Source organism: Pantoea sp. CTOTU49201 (assembly GCF_032054795.1).
GTDB classification, from domain to species: domain Bacteria; phylum Pseudomonadota; class Gammaproteobacteria; order Enterobacterales; family Enterobacteriaceae; genus Pantoea; species Pantoea symbiotica.
This window is the reverse complement of record NZ_DAMBSA010000599.1, coordinates 1-1,949: the sequence shown is the minus strand read 5'-3', so window position 1 is coordinate 1,949 and position 1,949 is coordinate 1. Positions and strand designations below refer to the sequence as shown.

1 pseudogene is annotated in these 1,949 nt (G+C 56.6%); it reads left to right on the top strand.

Annotated elements, in window-relative coordinates:
- Positions 1 to 1,949: pseudogene (locus RTY00_RS24265) on the top strand (cyclic beta 1-2 glucan synthetase); the annotation flags it as partial.

Below are 1,949 nucleotides of genomic sequence, written 5' to 3'. Positions count from 1 at the left end.
TTGATGATCGCCTCAACCGCGTGGTGGAAGGTTACGCCATTCTGCAGCCGCGTCTGGCCGAAGAGATCCCGCCCTTTGGACAAGGCCGCTACGCGCGGCTCTCCAGCAGCGTGCCGGGCAACGATGCCTATTCATCGATGTCTTCCGATATCTATCAGGATCTATTTGGCGAAGGTTCGTTTGTCGGCAAAGGCATTTACGATGTGGCGGCTTTCACCCGCGCGACGCGCAATACCTGCCCGGAAAATCTGGTGCTGAGTCACGATCTGCTGGAGGGCTGTTACGCGCGTTCCGGCGTGGTCAGCAATGTGGTGCTGTATGAACACTATCCCGACAACTATCTCAGCGATGTCGCGCGGCGTTTCCGCTGGGTGCGCGGTGACTGGCAGCTGCTGAACTGGTTAAAACTGCGCGTACGTCTCGAGGATGGCGGTTATCAGGCCAATCCGCTAAGCGCGCTTTCGCGCTGGAAATTGTTCGATAACCTGCGTCGCAGTCTGGTGGCTCCTGCCTTGCTACTGCTGATGTTTCTGGCCTTCACTTGGGTAGCGAATCCGCCGTTTTGGCTCGGCTGTATTGCGCTGTTCCTGCTGCTGCCAAGCGCTTTTGCGCTTAGCATGGAAGGCATGCGCAAAAGCAAAAAGCGCGCCTGGCAACATCATCTCTCTATCTTGTCCTCGGACGCGTTGATGCGCCTGAGCCGCGCGGGAATGACGCTGGCGGCACTGCCGCATGAAAGTTATTGGTCGCTGAAAGCCATTATCGTCACGCTGTGGCGATTGAACGTCAGCGGGCTGTTTCTCCACGAATGGAAAAGCGCGTCGGCGGGCAGTTCATCGCCCACGCCGTCACTGCGCCATTTTTATCAGGCGATGTGGTTTAATCCGGCGGCAGGCGTTGCACTGTCACTTTTAACCGTGCTGATCAATCCACCACTGATCGCGTTGGCGTTGCCGCTTTCCTTGCTGTGGCTGATCACGCCGTGGTTGTTATGGCAATTGAGTAAACCTGCCCATGCGCGTCAGAAAAAGCTCTCCGTCGAGCAGCAGCAGTTTTTGCGACACACCGCGCGCCACACCTGGGCTTGGTTTGAGGATTTCGTCATCGCCGAGCATAACCACTTGCCGCCGGATAACTTCCAGGAAGTGTTGCAGCCGGTGGTGGCGCACCGTACTTCGCCGACCAATATCGGCCTGTCGCTGCTGGCTAATTTAACCGCGTGGGATTTCGGCTACATCACGCAGAAGCAGGTAATTAGCCGTTCGCTCGCCACGCTGGATAGCCTCGATCGCATGGAGCATTTTCGTGGACATCTCTACAACTGGTACGACACCTACACGCTGAAACCGTTAAATCCGCGCTACGTTTCTACTGTCGATAGCGGCAACCTCGCTGCGCACCTAGCCACTTTGCAAGCGGGCCTTGCGCAGTGGAAGCATCTGCCAGTAATCGCTTTACCGGTGATCATGGCTGGTCTGAATGACACCTTGATGTTGGCCAAAGCGCAAATGGGCACAGAGCGTCACGATCGCTGGGATGAGCTAGCCGAGCAGTTTGTTGCGCTGCAACAAGTCGCACCCGCCGCGATTGCCAATCATCTTTCATCCCTGATCGCGCTGAGTGAAATTCTGCTGGCGCAGCTCAAGCTGCCGCCGTCGCAGGTGAAATGGTTTGAACGCTTCATCCACCAGCTCAGCGATTTTCAGCAAGAGTGGATGCGCTATTTCAGCTGGATCGGGCCGGATGATGTGCTGCCTGACGCCTTGCCTTCGTTGCTGTGGCTGAGTGAATTAAAGCTTCATCGCCCCGGCCTTAATGCTCAGCTCGCCGCTTCCGTAATGTGGGCCGCGCGAGAACGCATGGCGACCTTGCTGGAGCTGGAAGGACGTCTGGAGGATCACGCCAAAATGGATTTCCGCTTTCTCTATGTCGACAAAACCGCACTGTTC